The sequence below is a fragment of the Polaromonas sp. CF318 genome, assembly GCF_000282655.1.
In the GTDB taxonomy this organism is placed as follows: Bacteria; Pseudomonadota; Gammaproteobacteria; order Burkholderiales; family Burkholderiaceae_C; genus Polaromonas.
The window spans coordinates 1-20,742 of record NZ_AKIV01000139.1 but is presented as its reverse complement, the minus strand read 5'-3'; the positions used below and the strand labels follow the sequence as shown (position 1 = coordinate 20,742).

Genomic DNA, 20,742 nt, shown 5'->3' with positions numbered 1-20,742 from the left:
CAGCCAACCTATCATCCGCCGCGCTAGTACCTTTTACCTCTTGTCACAACTATGCTCGAACATTTCCGACGCTGCGCGAAACTTGTATGCAAGCTGCCGAACCCGGTTTTCCGGGTCCGCGCGGCGTCCGTTCTGCTCGGTCTGGGGCTCATGCCGGCGGCCGCTTTTGCCCTGACCGCCTCGGTGACGGCCATCATCCCGGCACAGGGTATTTATCCGGGTGAAATGGCGACTTTGCGCATCGCGCTGTCGAACAGCGACCCGGTGGCTGCGACCAACGTGGCCTTCAGCAACAGCCTGCCGGGCGTGTTGCCCAACGGCCTGAAAGTGGCCGGCGCGGTCACCAACGGTTGCGGCGGTGCGTTCACGGCAGCGCTTGGGTCGCAGGCGCTGGACCTGACGGGCGGCAGCATTCCGGCCGCCGCCGGCGGCATCGACGGCCAGTGCGTGATCGACATCCCGGTCACCGCCGGCAGCTCCACCGGCAACGCGACCTCCTACGCCTACCAGATCCTCAACGGCGCGGTGACCAGCAGCGCCGGCAGCAACAGCGGCGACGTCTCGCAGACCTTCAACATCCGGGCGCTGCAGCAGCCGCAAATCTCCAAGGCCTTCGGTAGCGCCACCCTGGTGCTGGGCGGCGCGACCACCTCGCTCACCATCACGCTGACCAACCCGAACCCGGTGGCCATCGAAGGCTTCAGCATCACCGACAACTTCCCGCAGCTGGGCGGCAGCGCCATCATCAGCGTCGCGGCCGTGCCCGGCGCCAGCGCCAGCTGCACCAGCGGGCCCGCGCCCGCCTTCAACCCGGCCCCGGTGGCCGGCGCCACCAGCGTGACCGGCACGGGTGACATTCCCGCCAACGGCAGCTGCAGCTTTGTGGTCGCGGTGGAAGCGTCGCAGACCAACGGCCAGTACACCACCAACGCCCAGAGCAACCTGATCAACCGCAGCAGCGACTTCAGCAATTCGCTGGGCATTCCCGCGCAGGCCAACGCGCAGGCCAACGTCACCGTCAGGTCGCCGCTCAGCGTGGCCAAGGCCTTCTCCGGCAGCTCGCTGTCCAGCGGCTCCTCCGGCAGCCTGACCATCACGCTGACCAACAGCGGCAACACGCCGCTTACCGTCACGACCTTCGACGACAGCCCCATCGACGGCCTGGGCGGCGTGAACCCGGCGACCGGCCTGAACGTCACCTCGGCATCCACCAGCTGCGCCGGCGGCGCGGCCGCCGCCATCAACAGCAACAAGGGCGTGAGGCTCACCGGCGGCACCATTCCCGCCAACGGCAGCTGCACGGTCACCGTCAACTACGACGGTTTTGTGCAGGCCTCGGGCGTGCCGGTGACCTACACCAACAACATCCCGCAAGGCGCGGTCGATGTCGGCAACGCGGCCATCAAAAGCCAGAGCGCCTCGGCCACCATCCTGGTGGCCGACGACCTGCGCGTGCTCAAGTCGGCGCTGCCCGCCAGCCCGGTCGCACCCGGCAACCCCATCCAGTACCAGGTCACGGTGCAGAACTACGGCGCCGGCGCGATCAACAACTTCACGGTGACCGACAACTTCACCAACGGCCAGACCTTTCTGACCGGCACCATCGGCGGCATCAACTACACGCCGACCGTGACCGCGGCCTGCGGCAACGTCAATTCCGCAAGCGCCGTCGGCAGCAGCACGGCGGTGTTCACGGTCGACACCCTGCCGGCCCGCGCCAGCCCCAGCGTGCCCGGCGCCTGCGTCATCACGATGTGGGCCATGGCCTCCAGCACGGCGGTCGCTTCCTCGGCCAACACCATTGCGGCGGGCGGCGTCTGCTACAACGCCGGCGCGACCTGCAACGGCGGCGCTTCCAACTCGACCGGCGTGACGACCAACGCCGCCGTGATGGCAGCCAGCAAGGCCTTTGCGCAATCGTCTCCCGGCGTCAGCACCTTTGCCGAAGGCACCATCGTCCGCATGACCATCACGCTGACGAACAAGTCGGCGAACCCGCTGACCAACGTGTCGATTTCCGACACGCTGCAGCTGGCCAACAGCGGCGGCGGGCAACTGCGTATCGCCAACCCGGCGAACGCGGCCAGCACCTGCGGCAGCCCGGTCATCACCGCGGTCGCCGGCGCTACATCCGTGGGCCTGAACGGCGGCACCGTGCCCGCGCGCGCCGGCAACGGCCTGGGCGCCGACGGCAGTTGCGTGCTGCAGGTCGACGTGGTCGGCCCGGCCGGCGTCTACCCGAACACGGCCACCGTGGGCGGCACGCAGACCTTCGGCAACGGCACGACCCAAACGCTCACCCCCGTGACCACCAACACGGCGACGCTGACCTACACCTCGGCGCTGGGCGCCACCAAGAGCTTCAACCCGGCCAGCGTGTCCTCGGGCGGCAAGTCCACCGTCACGGTGCAACTGCTCAATACCAGCGCACTGGCCCTGACGAATGTCAGCGTGACCGACCCGCTGCCGGCGGGCATGGTGCTGGCCAGCCCGCCCAACGGGCAGACCACCTGCGCGGGAGCGACCTCCATCACCGGCGCCGCCGGTGCCAGCAGCATTACCCTCACGGGCGCCAGCATTGCGGGCAGCGGCAATTGCGCCCTGCTGTTCGACGTGGTCGCCACCGGCGCGGCCAACTGGGTCAACACCCTCCCGCCCGATTCCATCCTGGCTGACGGCGGTGTGCGCAACGTCGCCCCGGTCAGCGCCACCTTGCTGTTCACCCCGCCCACCGGCATCGCGATCAGCAAGGCCACCTCCATCAGCTCGCTGACCTTCCCGGGCGAGGTCAGCCGCCTGACCATCAATATCGCCAATGGCACGCAGGCTGTCACCAACCTGCGCTTCACCGACTACTTCACCGTGGGCGGCACGGCAGGCGGCACCAACAACGGCTGGGTGCTCACGCCCAACCCCGCGCCCAGCACAACCTGCCCAGGCGGCGTGGTGACCGCGGTGGCGAACACGCGCCAGGTCAGCCTGGCCGGCGCCGCGCTCGCGGCCAACGCCAGCTGCCAGCTCAGCGTCAACGTGACTTCCACTGTGACGGGCGGCAACACCAACACCATTCCGGCCGGCGCCGTCCTGACCGACCAGAATCTCAGCAACAACAACCCGGCGACCACCAGCCTGGCGATTAGCACCAACATCGGCCTGGTCAAGCAGTTCACGCCCAACGTGGTCAAGCCCGGCGAGCGTTCGCGCCTGCGCATCACGTTCTACAACCCGCTGTCGCAGCCCGTCAGCGCGCTGGCTGTGACCGACACCCTGCCGGCCGGCGTGACCGTGCCCAGCGGCGCCAACCCGACGACGACCTGCCAGGGCGCGACCGTGTCCTCGACCGCCAACAGCGTGCAGGTGTCCGGCGGCACCATCCCCGCCGCTGCCGGCAACACGCCGGCGAGCTGCCAGGCTGAAATCGACGTGCTGGTCGCAGCCCAGGGCGATTACGTCAACACCATTCCCGCCAACGCGCTGACCGCCAGCGCCGGCGGCAACCCGCTGTCGAACACGCAGCCCACCAGCGACACGCTGCGCGCCAAGTCGCCGGTCGTCGTGCACAAGGCCTTCAGCGCCCGCACCCTGGACGCGGGCAACCCGGTCGGCTTCACCACCGGCGCCGACAGCAAGGCGCCCGGTGCGCCGGCCGTGCTGACCCTGCGTTTTGACAACCCGAACAACACGGCCCTGACCGGCCTGGTGCTGAACGATGCCTTGCCTTCGGGCCTGGTGGTCGCGCCCACGCCGGCGGCGGCCACCACCTGCGCCGGCGGCACCGTCGTTGCAGCCGCCTCGGCGACCAGCGTGCGCCTGACCGGCGCGACGCTCGCGGCCGCCGGCTCCTGCACCGTTACGGTCAATGTGCTGAGCAACATCTCGGGCGTCTACACCAACACGGTTCCCACCGCCAGCATCACCACCAATGAAGGCGTGAGCAACGAGGAGCCCACCAGCGCGCAACTGATCGTCTCCACCCCGCCCACCGTCGGCAAGCAGTTCACGCCGGCCGTGATCCCGCCGGGTGGTGTCTCGCGCCTGAGCATCGTCCTTGGCAATAGCAACAGCAGCGCGATGACGCTGAGCGCGAACTTTGACGACGTGCTGCCCACCGCGCCCGGCCAGATCCAGCTGACCGCCACACCCGCCATGGCGACCACCTGCGGCGGTACCGTGGTGGCTGCGGCCAACGCGACGAGCGTGCGCCTGAACAGCGGCGGCACCATTCCCGCGGGCGGTTGCACGATTGACGTGAACGTGACCGGCCTCACCGCCGGCGTGCACACCAACAACATCCCGGCCGGCGCGCTGCAGACCAACCTGGGCAACAACCAGGCGCCCGCCAACGCGACGCTGACCATCAGCACCCTGGGCTATATCTCGGGCAAGGTCTTCAAGGACAACAACCCCACACCCAACGGCACTTTCCAGAACGGCACCGACACGCCCATCGCCGGTGTGAACATTGAACTGCGCAGCGGTGCCAACTGCAGCGGCGCGCTGCTGAGCACCGGCACCACCGACGCGCTCGGCAACTACCTGTTCTCCTCCCTGGCCGCGGGCAGCTACTCGGTGTGCCAGCCCACCCAGCCCACGGGCACCACCAACGGCATCACCACGGCCGGCGCCATCAGCGGCATCAACGGCAGCACCGGCACGGCCGGCGCCGCCTCCAACCCGACCACGACCAGCAGCCAGGTCACCAACATCACGCTCAACGGCAACGGCGCGGGCGGCGAGATCTCGGGTTCGGCCGACAACAACTTCGCGGAAGTCGTGCCTTCGACCATCAGCGGCAAGGTCTTCAAGGACCTCAACAACAACGGTGTGCAGGACGGCGCGGACGACCCGCTGGCCGGCGTGACCATTGAGCTGCGCGACCCCGGCACAAATGCCTTGCTGGCCACCACGGTGACCGACGCCACCGGCGGCTACAGCTTCGGCAACCTGTTGCCCGGCTCCTATACCGTGGTGGAACCCACACAGCCCACAGGCACCTCCAACGGCATCACCACCGCCGGTGCCGTGCCCAACGGCGGCACGCCCGGTACGGCCACCCTGCCTGCCGTCACGCCCAGCCGCATCAGCAGCATCGTGCTGCCGCCCAACACCACCTCCAGCGGCAACAACTTCGCCGAAGTGGCCAACGGCGGAACGATTTCCGGCCGCGTCTTCCTGGACTACGACAACAACGGCGCGGTCAACGGCAGCGACCACGGCATAGGCGGTCAGACCATCAACCTGACCGGCACCGACATCAACGGCCTGGCCGTCTCCAGGACCACCACCACGACGGCCGACGGGCGCTACAGCTTCACCGGCCTGGCGCAAGGCAACTACACCGTCACGCAGCCGCTGCCGCAAGCGACCGGCACGACCAACGGCCAGACCATCGCGGGCAGCACCGGCGGCGTCGCGACCCTGCCGGCCAACCCGGTCTCGTCCATCTCGGCAATTCCGCTGGCAACGGCGAACGCCGTGTCGGCCGACAACAATTTCGCCGAGATCCCCGGCGCCGCGCCTGACCTCGCGATCGCCAAGACCCATTCGCCGATCAGCTTTGCGCAGGGCTCCAGCACGGGCTTCTACACCATCACCGTCTCCAACGTGGGCACAGTCGCGACCACCGGCACCATCACGGTGGTCGACACCCTGCCCGCGGGCATGACGGTGGCCGCCGTCGCCGGCGGCGCCACCTGGTCCTGCAGCAGCGCCGTCACCACGGTCACCTGCACCACCAACAGCGTGATCGCCGCGGGTGGCACGGCGCCCGTCTTCACGGTGCGCGTGGCGGTGGCCGCGGGCCTGGCCGGCCAGGTGCTGGTGAACACGGCCGTGGTCTCCGGCGGCAATGAGCCTGCCGGCTTTACGGGCAACAACACCGCCACCGACCCCACGGTGATTTCCGACGTGGCCGCGGTGCGCGGCACGGTGTGGCGCGACCTCAACCACGACCGCATCAAGGACCCCGGCGAGCCGCTGGTGCCCGGCTGGATCGTGGAACTGACGCTGGGCGGCGTGGTCGTCGGCACCACCACCTCCGACGCCAGCGGCGCCTACGCCTTCCCGAGCGTGGCGCCCGGCTCTGGCTACCAGATCCGTTTCCGCGAACCGACCAGCGGGCGCATCTACGGCCGCCCGGTCCCGAATGAAATCGGCCTGCCGTACACCAACGGCACGGTCAATGTGAACTCGAATCCCGCCGGCGCCAACAACACCGACGGTACGCTGCAGGGCCTGACCCTGGCCGCCGGCACCACCACGCTGGCGCAAAGCCTGCCGCTGGACCCCAGCGGTGTGGTCTACGATGCCGTCACGCGGCAACCCGTGCCCGGCGCCGTCGTGACCCTGTCCGCACCCGGCCTCACGGCGGCCGACGTGATTGGCGGCAGCCTCACGCAGACCACGGGCGCGGACGGCGCCTACCAGTTCCTGCTGCTGGGTGGCGCACCCGTGGGCGGCACGCTGTATACGCTCACCGTGACCTCGCCGGCCGGTTACCTGCCGGGCCCCTCGGCCATGATCCCGGCCTGCACGGCCACCCTGGGTGTCGGCCTGGCACCGCCCAGCCCGGACCCTGCGCTGGTGCAGAACAGCAACTTCGCGCCCGGCACCGGCGTGCCGCTGCACAACCCCGCGGCCTGCCCCAACAACACGCTGGCCCTGGCGGGCGGCGCGGCCACCACGCAGTATTTCTTCACGTTTACCTTTGCCGCGATTCCCGGCTCGGCCAACGTGCTGAACAACCACATCCCGCTGGATCCGATTCTGGGCGGCGCCATCGTGATGACCAAGAGCACGCCGCTGGTCAACGTGGTGCGCGGCGACCTGGTGCCCTACACCATCACCGCCACCAACACGCTCAATGCCGTGCTCGGCAACATCAGCGTGGTGGACCTGATTCCCGCGGGCTTCCGTTACCGCACCGGCTCGGCCTCGCTCAACGGCGTGGCGCTGGAGCCCACCATCAGCGGCCGCAACCTGACCTGGCCCAACCTGTCGTTCGCCGGCGGTGAACGCAAGACCTGGCGCATGCTGCTGGTGGTCGGTACCGGCGTGTCCGAAGGCACTTACATCAACCAGGTCGCGGCCCGTAACGCCCTGGTCAATGCGCAGGTCTCCAACACCGCCACGGCCGCCGTGCGCGTGGTGCCGGACCCGACCTTCGACTGCTCCGACATCATCGGCAAGGTCTTCGACGACAAGAACGCCAACGGTTACCAGGATCAGGACGAGCCCGGCATCGCCAACGTGCGCATCGCCACGGCGCGCGGCCTGCTGGTCACCAGCGACCACGACGGGCGTTTCCACGTCGCCTGCGCGGCGATTCCCAACGCCGACCGCGGCTCCAACTTCGTGATGAAAGTGGATGAGCGCACCCTGCCTTCCGGTTACCGCCTGACCACCGAGAACCCGCGTGACGTGCGCGTGACGCGCGGCAAGATGGTCAAGCTCAACTTCGGCGCCACCGTGCACCGCGTGGTCCGCCTTGAACTGTCGGGCGCGGCCTTCACCGGCAAGGGCGACGGCACCGAGCTGCAGCCCGCCTACCTCGCCACCCTGGAAAAACTTCCCGAGCAACTCGCCGCGCGGCCTTCCGTGCTGCGCATCGCCTACCGCCGCGGCGGCGAGGCGGCCGGCCTCGCCGAAAAACGCGTGGCCGCCATCAGCGAGCGAATACAGGCCTTGTGGGAGGCCAGGCGAAAGAGGAGCAAGGGGAACAAAGACAGCGATGACGCCGAAAGCGCGCCGCTGCACCCCCTGATGATTGAAACCGAGCTGGAGACGGCGAAATGAAGTTCCGTACACATGCGATAGCCGTCGCCGCCGGCCTGCTCTGCGCGGGCGCATCGACCTGGGCCGCGACCGAAGTCAGCGGCAAACGAATCGACAACGGCCGCATAGACCTGTTCAGCGTGCCGCCGCCCGCGGAAGTGCAGCCCGCCATCGCTTACCCCATGCCCTCGGGCGTGACACGCGAGGAAGCGGCCGGCATGAAGGCCCGCGCGGCCCAGACGCCCAAGGCGCCGGCCTCTGTCGACAAGGCACTCGAAGAAGCCGGCGGCCTGAGCCTGTTTGTCTCGGGCAAGGCCGAACTGACACCGTCCGCCAAAGCCGCGATTGAATCGCTGGCTACCGAAATCCGCAGCAAGGGAGCGGCTTCGGCCGGCATGCGCATTGCCGTGGTTGGCCACACCGACAACCAGCGCCTGGCCCCGGATACCAAACGCATCTTCAAGGACAACCAGGGCTTGTCCGAAGCGCGCGCGCTGGCCGTGGCCGCCTACTTGAAGCAGCTGCTGAACAATCCCTCCATCAGCTATTCGATACAGGGCGAGGGCGAGAACAAACCGCTGGCCTCGAACGCGACCCCCGAAGGCATGAGCCGCAACCGCCGCGTGGAGCTGCGTGTGTGGTTCCAGCCCGCGGTGCCGGCAGCGGCGCCTGTGGCCATGCCCGCTCCGCTGGCTCCCTGCACACCGCAGGCCGTCGGCCAGTCCAACGTTCCCTTCCGCATCACCATAGACGGCGAGCCCATCAACACGGCCGAGATCCCCAACGAGGCCGACGGCCAGCGCTGCGCCGACGTCGCGCTCGAGCGAGCCGACATCCAGGTGCGCTACGACAGCCTGGCCGCCGTACCGCTGATGAACGCCTGGGCCACACCGGGCACGGCGGTCAAGGGCGAAGCCGTGGAATTCCGCGCCTGGTCCAACTACATCCCCTGGATCAAAAAGGCCGAGCTGCGGCTGTTCCGCCCCGGCCAGAAAACCCAGGAGCAACCGTTCGAGATCCTGCCGATCGGATGGTCGGGCGCCAGCCGCTGGAACGTACCCGCCAACACCGCGGGCGACCAGGTGTTTTACCTGCTGCGTGTCTATGACGCACAGGGCCGCTTTGACGAGACCAGCCTCAAGCAGCTGAACCTGCTCGCGCGCGCCATGCCGGCCAACGAAGACCAGGACAAGCTCGAACGCGAGCGCCTCACGGGTTACGGTGAGAACAGCCTGGCCTTGCGCAACATCCCGGTCAGCGGCGGCACGATCACCGTCAACGGCAGCAAGCTCAAACCCGGCCAGCGCATAGAAGCCCTGGGCCTGGAGCTGCCCATAGACGCGCAGGGCAAGTTCGCGATGAAGCAGATCATGCCGGCGGGCCCGCAGTCGGTGGAAGTGACGCTCAAGGAGGCCGACGGCCGCGCCAGCACCTTCCGCCGCAACCTCAACATCGCGTCCGACGACTGGTTTTACCTGGCGCTCGGCGATTTGACGGTCGGCAAGAACAATGTCTCCGGCCCCGCCAAGCTGGTGACCGGCGACCTGAGCCACTACGAAGACAAGGTCTACGTCGACGGCCGCGCCGCGTTTTACCTCAAGGGCAAGATCAAGGGCGAGTGGCTGCTGACGGCCTCGGCCGACACGCGCGAAGGCCCCATCGAGGACCTGTTCTCGAACTTCTCGAGCAAGGACCCCAAGTATTTGCTGCGCAGCATAGACCCCAACCTGTATTACCCGGTCTACGGCGACGACAGCACCACGGTGGACGACGCGCCCACGCAGGGCAAATTTTTTGTCAAGCTGCAAAAAGGCGATTCGCACGTCATGTGGGGCAACTTCCAGACCTCCTGGAGCGGCACCGAGCTCATGCAGTATTCGCGCGGCCTGTACGGCGCGCAGCTGCGCTACCGCTCCGAAGAGGCCACGGCCTACGGCGAGAAACAGACGCAGATCGACGCCTTCGCGGCCGACCCCGGCACCTTGGCCTCGCGCGAGGAGTTCCGCGGCACCGGCGGCTCCATCTATTACCTGCGTCACCTGGACATCACCCAGGGCTCGGAGCGCGTCTGGATCGAAGTGCGCGACAAGGATTCCGGCATGGTGATAGAGCGCCGCGAGCTCGCGCCCACGCAGGACTACGAGATCAACTACCTGCAGGGCCGCATCCTGCTGCAGTCGCCGCTGTCCGCCAGCGGCGGCGGCGCCGGCCTGATCATGACCTCGGCGGTCGGCGGCCAGCCCACCTACCTGGTCACGACGTACGAATTTGCGCCCGGCGTCACCGCCATCAGCAACCTCTCGACCGGCCTGCGCGCCAGCCAGTGGATCAACGACCACTTCCAGCTGGGCGCCAGCACCTACCACCAGGGCGAAACCGGCTCCAGCCAGACGCTCAAAGGCATGGACGGCACACTGCGCTACAAGCCCGGCACCTGGCTCAAGTTCGAGGCGGCCCGCTCCAAAGGCCCGGGCAACGGCGCACAGACCTCGATTGACGGCGGCTTCGGCTTCAACACCCTGAGCAGCGGCGCCATCCAGTCGGCCGGCGCCGAGCGTCTCGAAGCTTCGGTCGACCTGGCCGAAGTGACCGACAGCATGAAGGGCAAGGTCACCGCCTATGCGCAGAACCGCGACCGCGGCTACTCCGCCCCCGGCCAGATCGGCATAGGCGGCGAGGCCGTCAAGCAGGCCGGTGCTTCCGCCGACGTGGAGGTAATGCCGGGCACGCGCATCCTGCTCAAGGCCGACCGGCGCGAGGGCGATTTGCAGGACAGCCAGAACGCCGAGCTCGCCGTGCGGCAGGCGCTGAGCAGCGAATGGGAAGTCGCGGCCGGCGTGCGCGCCGACGACCGCTCCAAGGTCACGCCGAATGCCAGCGCCTTGCTCTCGCAAACCGGCTCGCGCACCGATGCGCAGCTGCGCGCCGACTACCGACCCGACCGCGAAGGCGGCAAGCCCGGCGAGAAAGAAAACTGGGAAGCCTATGGCTATGTGCAGGGCACGCTGGAGCGCGACGACACGCGCGATCCCAACAACCGTGTCGGCCTGGGCGGTGCGCTGCAAGTCAGCGAACGCGTCAAGCTCAGCGGCGAAGCCTCCAGCGGCAGCATGGGTGTGGGCGGCAAGCTGGGCGCCGACTACCGCATTTCGGACCGCAGCAATGCCTACCTCGCCTACACCGTGGAAACCGAAAGCCCCGACGTCGCCTGGCGCGGCCGTCAGGGCACGCTGGTCTCGGGTGCCAGTACACGCGTCTCCGACCAGTTGCGCGTCTTCGGCGAAGGCCGCTCGGTCAACGGCGCGGGCCCGCAAAGCCTGACCCAGGCCTTCGGCACCGACTGGTCGCCCAACGACCGCTGGAACTTCGGCGCCAAGGTCGAGTTCGGCACGGTGTCCGACCCGCTGGCCGGCGACCTCAAGCGCCGCGCACTGGGCGGCTCGGTCGGCTACAAGAAAGACGGCCTCAAGTACGGCGGCAACATCGAATGGCGCCACGACAAAGGCAATATCTCCGGCGAACGCACCACCTGGCTGATGCGCAACACCGTCGGCCTGCAGGTCGACCCCGCATGGCGCTTGCTGGGCAAGCTCAACGTCTCGCGCTCCAGCAACAGCCAGGGCGCTTTCGTTGACGGCAACTACCACGAGTTTGTGCTCGGCAGCGCCTACCGCCCCGTCGACAGCGACCGCTGGAACACCTTGTTCAAGTACACCAATTTGAACAACGTGCCCACCGCCGGCCAGCTCACGCCTTCGGGCCAGGCGGCCGACTACGCGCAGCGCAGCCAGGTCTTCTCGGTCGACACGATTTACGATGTGAAGCCCTGGCTCTCCGTCGGCGCCAAGTACGCCTTCCGCATCGGCGAGCTCAAATCACCGGTGGCCGGCGGCGAATGGTTCTCCAGCCGCGCCGACCTCTTGATCCTGCGCGCCGACCTGCACCTGGTCAAGGAGTGGGACGCGCTCCTGGAGCTGCGCAACCTGCGCGCCACCGAAGCGCAAGACGCCAAAGCCGGCGCGCTGCTGGGTGTTTACCGGCATCTCGGCAAGGGCGTCAAAGTGGGTGTGGGCTACAACTTCACCAAGTACTCGGACGACCTGACCGACCTGTCTTACCGCAGCCGTGGCTGGTTCTTGAACGTGCTGGCGGCGTATTGAGGGTGGGGCGGCGAGCCCAGGGGGCAGCCTCCTGGTACGCCGGCAGGATCATTCCTGCGCTACAGCTCAATATGGCTGCTGCCCGCCCTTGCCTGCGCGAGCAGCCATGCGCGGAACACTGTGAGGGCCTCCAGCCTGGCTGACTCCTCGGGGTACACCAGATAGTAGCCCCGGGGGGAGACCCATTGCTTCTTCGACAGCCGGCGCAAACGGCCGCTCGCCAGCGCATCGCTGGCCATGAAATCGGGCAGCAGCACCGCGCCCAGCCCTGCGATCGCGGCATTCAGGGCCATGGACATCAACTCGTAGCGCGGCCCCTCCTGGCCGGTGCCGATCTGGATGCCGGCATGGTCGAACCATTTGCGCCATGCATCCAGCACGGTGGTGTGGTGCACCAGCGCGGACATCGGTGTGCGGGACGTCAGCGATTTTCCGTTTTTGGCAATCCATGCCGGTGCGGCGTAAGGCGCCATCGCCAGGGGCAGGACAAAGTCGTTGTGCAGGCCGGCACGCTTTCCGTCGCCGAATTCGAGTGAAGCATCCACCGGCATGCTCTTGAAATCAACCGACCCCACGCGAGTGGCGAAATTCAGGGTGATCTCGCTGTGCGCGCGCGTGAAGTCCGGCAGGCGCGGAATCAACCAATAGCTGCCCAGCGACGCACCGACCGACACCGCCAGCGAACCTCCGCGCCCCTTGAGCGCCATCACATTGGCCGTCGCGCGCTCCAGGCGCTGGAGAAGGGGGCCGACCTCGTCCAGGTAGTAACGGCCGGCCTCCGTGAGGACAAGCGCATCCCGGCGCCGCACGAACAGCTTGAGGTCAAGGCGGCTTTCAAGCGCCATGATCTGGCGGCTGACCGCGCCTTGCGTCAGGTGCAGCTCTTGTGCGGCCGCGGTGAAAGACCGCAGGCGCGCGCTGGCTTCAAGGCATACCAGAGACATGGTGGAGGGGGTGCGCAGCATCATGGTGCATGAGAAAAAAGCATGGAAGACGCAGAAATTGTCGTTTGTAGCTAAAGGTTTGTCCACGCATCATTCAGTTTCCTCATTGCTGAACCTCAAGGTGACCTCCATGACCAACTACCAGACAACGCGGCGAACGTTCCTCAAACTGGGGGCGGCGGCGATGGCCTCATCACCCCTGCTGGCGCGCGCCGCCTGGCCCGACCGGCCCATCCGCCTCATCGTTCCATCCGCCGCTGGCGGCTCCCCCGACAACATCTGCCGCATCCTGACCAGCGAGCTGATGAAGGCCCTGGGACAGCCTTTTGTCATCGACAACAAGCCCGGTGCAAGCGGCAACATCGGCATGCAGGAAATCGTGCGCGCGGCGCCGGACGGGTACACGCTGGGATACGGCAATGTGGGCACGCTGGCGATCAACAAATCGCTTTTCTCCAAGCTGCCCTACGACCCGGAAAAACAGCTGGTTCCCGTGGCGCTGCTCGGGTATGTTCAAAACGCGCTCGTCGTCAGGAACGACCTGGGCGTGAAGAACGTGGCCGAGTTGATCGCGCTGGCCAGGTCCAGGCCCGGCAAACTCAGCATGGCGTCTCCCGGCAACGGCACCACCGGCCACCTCGGCGGTGAACTGTTCAAGAGCATGACCGGCACCTTCATGACCCACGTGCCTTACCGCGGCAGCCCGCAGGCCATCCAGGACCTGATGGGCGGCCAGGTCGACCTGATGTTCGACAACCTGTCGTCCATCGCGCCGCACATCAAGAACGGCCGCATCAAGGCGCTGGGCGTTTCCGGCCGGGCGCGCAGCCCGCTGTTTCCCGAGGTGCCGGCCATCGGGGAGTTCGTCAAGGGTTATGAAACGACGGCCTGGGGCGGCATTGTCGCGCCGGCCGGCACGCCGCGCGACGTCGTGATGCGGCTCAACGGGGAGATCAACAAGGTGCTGGGCAGCGCCGCGGTCAATGAGCGCTACGCCGCCATTTCCTTCGAGACCACCATAGGTTCGCCCGACCGCCTGTTTGATCGCGCCCTGCGGGAGACGCGGATGTGGACGGAGGTCGTCAAGCGCGCCGGCGTCCAGGTGGATTGAACGCGTATGTTCGATTGCATCATTGAAGGCGGCGAACTGATTGACGGGACGGGTGCCGCCCGCGTGCGTGCCGACCTCGGCGTGTCCCAGGGAAAAATTCTCGCCATCGGCGACCTGTCGGCCGCGCAGGCGAGCGAACGGGTCGGTGCGCACGGACGGATTGTCGCACCGGGGTTTATCGACGTGCACACCCACGATGACCGTTTGCTGCTCTCGCCCACAACGGGCGCTCACCCCAAGTTGTCGCAGGGCGTGACGACGGTGGTGTCGGGCAACTGCGGCGTCAGCCTGGCCCCCCTGGAGACCCGCCACCCACCGCCACCGCTGGATATTTTGGGAACGGACGGCTGGATCTACCCGAGTTTTGCCGCCTACCTGGAGGCGCTGGACCGGTCCCCGCTGGCCGTCAACGTCGCCTGCCTCGTGGGCCATTCCACGCTGCGGGTCAAGTACATGGCCGATCTTGGAAGGCCCGCCACCCCGGCCGAGTCGGCGGGCATGGCGGCGGAACTGGCCTCGGCGCTGGCCGCGGGCGCCATCGGCCTGTCGACCGGGCTGTACTATCCGCCCGCGAAAGCGGCCACGGCGGAAGAGGTGGTCGCCGTGGGCGCGCAGCTCAAGGCAGCCGGCGGCATCGTAACCATGCACATCCGCGACGAAGGCGACGCCATCGACGAGGCCTTGCGCGAGGCCCTGCACATAGGCCGGGAACTGGGCGTGGACACCGTTATTTCCCACCACAAGCTGGTGGGCACGGCCAACCACGGCCGCTCCGTGCAGACCCTGGCGATGCTGGAGCAGGCGGCGCTGGGGCAAGCGGTCTGCTTTGACTGCTATCCCTACAACGCGTCGTCCACCATGCTGCTGCCGTCCCGTGTGAAACAGTCAAGCGATGTGCTGGTGACCTGGTCCCAGCCCGAGCCCGGTGTTGCGGGCCGCTCCCTGAAAGACCTTGCGCGCGAAAGAAACCAGACCGAAGAAGAAGTGGCGCGGGCATTGCAACCGGCCGGGGCCATCTACTTCGCGATGAGCGAGGACGACGTCGGCCGCATCCTCAGCCATCCAATGGCCATGGTCGGCTCGGACGGCCTGGCGCACGACGTGCGCCCGCATCCCCGCTTGTGGGGGACTTTTCCCCGCGTGCTGGGGCACTACGTGCGCGAGAGAAAGCTGTTTTCGCTTGAAGCCGCCATCCACAAAATGACGGGCCTCAGCGCAAGGCGCTTCGGCCTCGCCGGCCGGGGAATCCTGGCGCCCGGCAATCACGCGGACATTGTCATCTTTGATGAACACCGCGTCACCGCCAACGCCAGCTACGAGTACCCCACCGAAGTCAGTTCGGGAATCGATGCTGTGTTTGTCAATGGCCGCCTCGCCTGCCGCGATGGCCTCAGCGCCAGCCTGGATGCGGGCCGCGTGCTGCGCAGGAAAGGTGCCTTGGCATGATGGCGCCCCGGCCATCGCCCACCCTGCATACTATGGTCTCGGCCTCGGGACAGGCCTTGCCATGGATCGCCAAGGAGCCAGGCAAGTTTTCTCCCCGGTATGGCCGCATCGGCCAGGCTTTTTTGGGGAGAGTGCGTGTGAGATTTGTGGAATCCTTGCGAGGCTGGGCCCGCAAGCTCAAGCGTGACGGGGTCACGCTCTGGTTTGCCTGCAAACATCCCCGGACGCCCTGGTATGCCAAGGCGCTTGGCATGTTTGTCGTGGCTTACGCACTGAGCCCCATCGACCTCATCCCGGACTTCATCCCGGTGCTGGGCTACCTCGACGACCTGCTCTTGCTGCCGGGCCTGGTCTGGCTGGCCATATCCGTGACGCCCGCGGAGGTCATCGCCGATTGCCGGCGGCAAGGCGACGCATGGCTGGCCGATGAAGGTGCCAGGCCGCGCAGCTTGTGGGGCGCTGCATTTGTGGTCGCCGTCTGGATCTGCGCCGCGTGGGGCTTATGGGCTTTGTTTGCATAGGAACTGCGCGTGGGCACGTCCATTTCCTGGAATGACGCCGTCCCAGGCTTGAGCAAATAGGCCGGCAGCAACAGGCTCACAAAGCCGTCGCCGAATCCCCGGTGCTGTGGCGGTGATCAGGCAATGGAGGCTGTGCGCTGAAACCTGAAGACAGTTGTTGGCATCCGGACCGGATTTCCAATTCAAAACCCTTAATGCGAATGCCGGTGATGGGCATCGGGGAAGTGCGCATGGCTGTGGGAGATGGGCAGGTGCCTGTGCGCATGCGTGTGGCGCGTGCCGGGCGCCACCGGCGTGTCGTGCGCATGGTCGTGGTGCTCGTCACCCAGGCCGTGCGCATGTTCATGGCTGTGCTCCAGCGGCTCGTGGGTGTGTGAATGCTGGTGGCTTTCGGTCAGGTGCAGCCAGACGCCCCAGGCCATCAGCGTCGCCGCGATCAGCAAGGACAGCGTGACGGGCTCGCCGAGGACGGCAATCGCCAGGGCCGCGCCCACAAACGGCGCAATCGAAAAATACGCGCCTGTGCGCGCCGTCCCGAGGTGGCGCAAGCCCAGGACAAACAGCGCCAGGCTGGCGCCATAGCTCGCAAAACCCAGCAGCGCTGCCGCCAGCACCACGGGTAGCGCGGGCCACGCGGCGCCCAGCGACAGCGCCAGCACCAGGTTGGTGGCCCCGGCCACCAGGCCCTTGACCATGGCGATGAACGAAGCATCGGACAAGGACACCTTGCGGGTCAGGTTGTTGTCCACACCCCAGGCCAGGCAGGCGCCGACCACGGCCAGCGCGGGCCAGAATTCGCCGAACCGCGCCTCACCGGGCCAGGAAAGAATCACACCGCCCGCCACAATGGCCAGCATGCCCAGCGCAATGCGGCGGTCAAAGTTTTCACGGAAAACAAACCAGGCAATCAAGGACGTCAGCACTCCTTCCGCGTTCAGCAACAGGGAAGCGCCCGACGCCGGCATGCCTGAAAGCCCCAGCATCAGCAAGACCGGGCCCAGCATGCCGCCCGCGACCACGGCACCGGCCAGCCACTTCCACTCCCCGCGAGGCATATGTACAGGCGGTGAGCGGCGCAGCCGCCGCAGCAGAAACAGCCCGATGCCCGAACCCAGGTAAAGCAAAGCCGCCAGCAGCCAGGGACTGGCCTGCGCCAGCAAGAGCTTGGCCAGCGGGGTGCCCGCGCCGAACAGCGTTGCCGCGAGCAGTGTGGCCAGTACGCCGGGTTGGGACAGTGGGTTCATGGCGGTTCTTTTGGGGGGCCAGGGAGGTTTGCCCTTTCCATATTACGCGAGTGCTTGCTGCGTTGGCCGGCCTGGCGATGAGCTCGGGCCGCCGTCAGAACCCCAGGAAGCGCTGCTCAGGGGCCAACAGGTTTTATCTCCGGTATCTCCTTTAATTGAAGGAGGCATGCCCTGCGAACAAGGTGTACCGTCAAGCCAGGGAGCACGAAGACGACGCATGGTCATGTGTTTCCCGGCACAAATGATTAAAACAAAGGAGGAACTCACATGAAGGCTTTTTTATTTCCAATGCTTCTTGTCACTGCAGCGCTGGGGGGGCCTGCAATGGCTCAGACGGGCGTCGCACAACAAGCCCGTGTCATTGCAAACGCCATAGCGGGCAGCGCAACAACCCAGTCCGTTGTCCTGCCCGAAAGACTGGGCGCCGCCGGGTCTCCATTCCTGTGCAATGGAAATCTCGAATACATCCCGCTACCGACGTTCGCAGCGGCAAATTACACCGAGTTTTCCATCAAAGACGGAGAGGTCGTCAGCACGCTGAAGGGTTGGCCCGACACTCCGGAAAAAATCAACAAGCTCCTGCCAAACATCTCAACCCAAATTGGCCTGTTGAAAGGCAATCAGTCGGGGGGTGTTGCAGGCATATTTGGTGCCAGCAGCCACAGGGAGCACATCGCCATCGACTTCATGAAATACCGCTCGGAGGATATTGTCGACAGCAGCAAAAAAATCATCGCCTACGGACGCATTGGTGCCGGGATGCGTCTGGTGATTGATGTGGTCACCACGGAAGCCTCGATTGGAGGGAGCTTGTTTGCCCTGGCCGCGAGCGCGAAAGCGGGACGAACATCCGGATCGATCTCGGTTGACGTGATTGGGATGGATGCCAAGGACACCACACTGTCCATGCCGTTTACTACCGATCTTTCGGAAGGCTCGATTCAAAAAATCATTGAAGCATTGGCGATCGTCAAATCGCGGATCAACGATCCTGCCACCACGCTGACACCGCAATTTATTGCTCGCATTAACTGCGTCGACAACTCTGTTCGTGAAGAGCAGGGGAAAAATAAATGAGCGGTCGGTGGCATCGTAAAGGTGGCTGCCTTCAGGTTCGATCAGGTAGTCCACAAGCTGCGTTGCAACAGAAGTCATCTGTTTGCTATGCAGCCTCATTCTTCACAAAAAAAAGGAAACTCCATGCGATTTCTCATTAAGGTGATTGTGCAAATCACTTTCATTGTCGGACTTGTGTTTGACGCGACAGCCCAGGTGCCGGTTGGACAGTTTCCTCCTTTGGCGGCAGGCCAATTGGTCTACGTCATCCCAATGGATCAAGCGTCAGGCTTGATTATCGACACGCTCTACTTGCCAAAAAACGTGACCCTGAAAGCTGGTGAAGGCGTGACGGCGATTGATTGGAGCGTGAAGACAATCAGGATCGAAGAAAACGCCACCATTGACCTCTCGGCGCCTCAAGCGAAGCCTGGGCGGGCAGCGGACGGCGCCCCGCCTCCCAGGCAGGCCAGCTATTGCGCGGTGGGTGCGGCTGGCGCGGCTGGCGCTGGCGGAACTCCTGGCAAGCAAGGCGTGAGCCTGAACATCCACGACATTGACTCCATCGACAATGAAGGCTCACTGTGGATAAGGACCGATGGTGGGCCTGGCGGGGATGGAGGCAACGGGGGTAAGGGTCAGCAGGGTGGTGGCCCCAGAAAAAACGTCCTGAACAAGAGATGCGGAGCGGCCAATGGTGGAGCAGGAGGCGCTGCAGGTGCGGCTGGGCCGGGTGGCGCAACCGCCAAAGTGGTGGTGATGTTCAAGGCCAATCCTGGTACCAGCCCTGTGACCAACGGTACGGCCGGCAGTTGCGGAGCATCACAACGCCCATCAGCTTTGCAAGGAAAGAGCGGCGTGATCGCAATCTGGGGTAGCCCCGGCTGTCCGGGCAACGCGGGTAGCGCGGGACCTGCTGGCGGACGGGGCTAGGACGTTTTAAAAGCATCGACCTGATGCAAGGCCTTGGTACCACCAACAGGAATCGAACCTGTATCTAGCGCTTAGGAGGCACTCGTTCTATCCATTGAACTATGGCGGCACTTCTCGGGGAGAAGCCGTGATTGTATTCGGTGGCGGGGGCCCTTTTTGCGCGGCCGGAATCGGCCCCAGTCCTTATCAGTCATACGGCACGGTGAAGATCAAATCCACCGCGCTTTGCTGGCCGGCCTGGGCGCGCACCGTGAAGCGTTGCGACAGGTCGTAGAACACATAGAGCGTGCCCAGTGCGCCCGAGATGGTGCGCTCGTAAGCCGCGTAAAAATTGCGCGAAAAGCGCTTGCCCAGGGTGAGGGCGCTTTCGGTGGTGCTGCCGTCGGTGTTGCTGGAGGCGCCGCGGTAAGACAGCTCATCGAGGCCCAGCGAGGCGGCCAGGCCGCCCGACATGCCGCCTCCGCCTTTGCTGCCCAGCAGGGCCAGCGCGGCCTGCTGCAGCATGGCGGCTTCGGCGCCGCCCGAGGCGGAGGAGCGCCCCACCACCAGCCAGGAGAGTTTTTCGGCGTCGGGCAGCTCGGGCTGGGCATACAGGCGCACGCGCGGCAGCAGGGCGGTGCCGGTGATCTGAACGCCCACGCGCTGCGTGAGGTTGGGGCGTATCGCCAGGATGTCGAGCGTGGGGTTGTCGATGGCGCCGGTGAAGCGCAGCATGCCTTGTTCCACGTCCAGGCGCTGGCCGTAGGCGCGGTACTGGCCGCCCGCGGTGTTGATGGTGCCGTTAAGCCGGGGCTCGCGCAGGGTGTCGCCGCTCAGGGCCAGGGTGCCACGCACGCGGGTGTCTATGCCCTTGCCCTGGATGCGGAAGTCGCGTCCCAGATCGAGTTCCACGGCCAGCTTGACGGGTCTTGCGTCGCGGTCGGTGGTGTCGGCGCTGGTCTGCGCGGGCGCCTTCTGGCCGGCCGCCGTGCCGCGTGTGCTGCGCACCACCACGTCGTCGCCGAGCTGGGGCGTGCCTTCGTCGGGCAGGATGATGCGGGCCTGGTCGACCAGCAGCTTGCCGGTGAGCTCGCTTTGCGTGCCCTTGAGGCCGGCCTGTATGTCGCCGGAGACGGTGATCTGCCGGTCTGTGCGTATGCTGGCGCGCAGGCGTTCGATCTTCGCGCTGAGCTGCACCTGCGGTTTGCCGTCGACCCAGCCGGCTTCGCCTTGCGCCGTGAGGATGCCGCCCGTGCCCTTGTCGCCCGCGCCTTGCAGCGTGAACTCGTTGATGCGCATGCGGGTGCCGTCGAGTTTGGCGCGCAGCCGGCCGTTGCCGAACTCAATGCCGTCGACCACCGAGCGCAGCGCCAGGTCGTCGGCCAGCAGGTCGCCGGCCAGTTGCGGCGCGGCGCGTGTGCCGCTGATGGCGACGTCGGCACCCAGCGAGCCGCGCAGCCGCCAGCCCGGGGGCGCCAGCACCGACCACACGCCTATGCGCGGCAGCTGGGCGCGCAGCTGGCCGGCCAGGGGCGCATCCGCGGGCCAGAGCCAGCCGCCGCCGGCCGCGGCGGG

General features: G+C 66.4%; 10 protein-coding genes and 1 tRNA gene. 7 read left to right on the top strand and 4 right to left on the bottom strand.

Features of this window, described 5'->3' with window-relative positions:
- Positions 1-150: 150 nt before the first annotated feature.
- Together PMI15_RS21295 and PMI15_RS21290 are read left to right on the top strand one after the other, a co-directional pair.
- A complete protein-coding gene (locus PMI15_RS21295) occupies positions 151-7,794 on the top strand; it encodes an SdrD B-like domain-containing protein (RefSeq protein WP_007874046.1) in 7,644 nt (2,547 codons plus the stop codon).
- Positions 7,791-11,933, top strand: coding sequence for an OmpA family protein (locus PMI15_RS21290; RefSeq protein ID WP_007874045.1), 4,143 nt, complete (start codon positions 7,791-7,793; stop codon positions 11,931-11,933). Before PMI15_RS21295 ends, PMI15_RS21290 begins: the two co-directional genes overlap by 4 nt.
- A 59-nt stretch (positions 11,934-11,992) precedes the next feature.
- On the opposite strand, the gene PMI15_RS21285 is transcribed toward PMI15_RS21290, so the two are convergent.
- Positions 11,993-12,877, bottom strand: coding sequence for a LysR substrate-binding domain-containing protein (locus tag PMI15_RS21285; protein WP_157214708.1), 885 nt, complete (start codon positions 12,875-12,877; stop codon positions 11,993-11,995).
- A 130-nt stretch (positions 12,878-13,007) separates the two neighbouring features.
- Between PMI15_RS21285 and PMI15_RS21280 the strand changes: the two genes are divergently transcribed.
- The 3 genes from PMI15_RS21280 (at position 13,008) to PMI15_RS21270 (ending at position 15,955) form a co-directional block, all read left to right on the top strand.
- On the top strand, positions 13,008-13,988 hold the full coding sequence (locus PMI15_RS21280) for a tripartite tricarboxylate transporter substrate binding protein (protein ID WP_007874039.1): 981 nt from the start codon (positions 13,008-13,010) through the stop codon (positions 13,986-13,988).
- Between the two features lie 6 nt (positions 13,989-13,994).
- Positions 13,995-15,434 carry an amidohydrolase family protein gene (locus tag PMI15_RS21275; RefSeq protein WP_007874037.1) on the top strand — a complete coding sequence of 480 codons (1,440 nt, stop codon included), beginning with the start codon at positions 13,995-13,997 and terminating at the stop codon, positions 15,432-15,434.
- A gap of 137 nt (positions 15,435-15,571) precedes the next feature.
- Positions 15,572-15,955 carry a YkvA family protein gene (locus PMI15_RS21270; RefSeq protein WP_036840538.1) on the top strand — a complete coding sequence of 128 codons (384 nt, stop codon included), beginning with the start codon at positions 15,572-15,574 and terminating at the stop codon, positions 15,953-15,955.
- A 191-nt stretch (positions 15,956-16,146) separates the two neighbouring features.
- Here PMI15_RS21270 and PMI15_RS21265 read toward each other — a convergent pair whose 3' ends face one another.
- Complete coding sequence (locus tag PMI15_RS21265) at positions 16,147-17,199, bottom strand: DMT family transporter (RefSeq protein WP_007874030.1); 1,053 nt, start codon at positions 17,197-17,199, stop codon at positions 16,147-16,149.
- 267 nt (positions 17,200-17,466) lie between these two features.
- Here PMI15_RS21265 and PMI15_RS21260 point away from each other — a divergent pair, with 267 nt between their 5' ends.
- Together PMI15_RS21260 and PMI15_RS24965 are read left to right on the top strand one after the other, a co-directional pair.
- Positions 17,467-18,276, top strand: a complete 810-nt coding sequence (locus PMI15_RS21260) for a hypothetical protein (protein WP_007874028.1) — start codon at positions 17,467-17,469, stop codon at positions 18,274-18,276.
- A 123-nt stretch (positions 18,277-18,399) separates the two neighbouring features.
- On the top strand, positions 18,400-19,188 hold the full coding sequence (locus tag PMI15_RS24965) for a hypothetical protein (protein ID WP_007874026.1): 789 nt from the start codon (positions 18,400-18,402) through the stop codon (positions 19,186-19,188).
- A gap of 34 nt (positions 19,189-19,222) precedes the next feature.
- Here the strand turns inward: PMI15_RS24965 and PMI15_RS21255 are convergent.
- Together PMI15_RS21255 and PMI15_RS21250 are read right to left on the bottom strand one after the other, a co-directional pair.
- Positions 19,223-19,297: transfer RNA gene (locus PMI15_RS21255), tRNA-Arg, on the bottom strand.
- Between the two features lie 77 nt (positions 19,298-19,374).
- Positions 19,375-20,742, bottom strand: a 1,368-nt coding sequence (locus PMI15_RS21250) for a translocation/assembly module TamB domain-containing protein (protein WP_007874016.1), incomplete at its 5' end; no start/stop codon positions are given.